This is a genomic window from Novipirellula herctigrandis, assembly GCA_007859835.1.
Classification (GTDB): domain Bacteria; phylum Planctomycetota; class Planctomycetia; order Pirellulales; family Pirellulaceae; genus Novipirellula_A; species Novipirellula_A herctigrandis.
In genome coordinates this window covers 1,160,451-1,161,008 of record SJPJ01000001.1, presented here as the reverse complement: position 1 = coordinate 1,161,008, position 558 = coordinate 1,160,451, and the positions used below count along the sequence as shown (strand labels likewise).

At 55.2% G+C, this 558-nt stretch carries 1 protein-coding gene; it reads right to left on the bottom strand.

All coding sequences use genetic code 11. The features are described 5' to 3' along the window. Positions 1-558: ISAs1 family transposase (locus tag CA13_RS03955; protein WP_146403394.1), on the bottom strand; the 558-nt coding region annotated here is incomplete at both ends.

Genomic DNA, 558 nt, shown 5'->3' with positions numbered 1-558 from the left:
GACAGTAATGAGATAGTCGCCGCCAGAATCAATGATCTGCTGACAGAGTTTCCTCTGGCAGAACATGGCGTCACCAGTAAACACCATGCCATCGACAATCAACGACTTAAGCAACAGCATGGCGGTTCGATGCTCATTTGTTTTGGGATTCATTTTCAATTGACCAAGGACACCGCCCGAGGCGTGCTCAAGCAAGGAAAGCAGATGAATGCTCTGTCCATGCGGTTGCAAAGTCCCGCAGAGCGTTTTGCCATCGATCGCGACTCCACGGTGCTTCTCTGCTGTCGGTTTTTCACCGAGTCGATGCTGAGCCCACTGAGAGATGGCGTTCTCTAGCGTTTCCGGTGGAAGGTCGATCAGCAACGACCGATAGCAATTGGCCGTCGGAGGCTTGCGGCCAAAACCGATCGCGTGCCAAAAGCTGGGTTCTTGATTGCGAATCCACTGCGCAATGGCGGTGCAACCGGTCGCGCCGGTGAGCAGGCCACAGATAGTCGCCGCCAGCATGGCAGCTAAAGAATGGCGTCGTCCCTTCCGCCCGCGAGGATCAGGAATCGA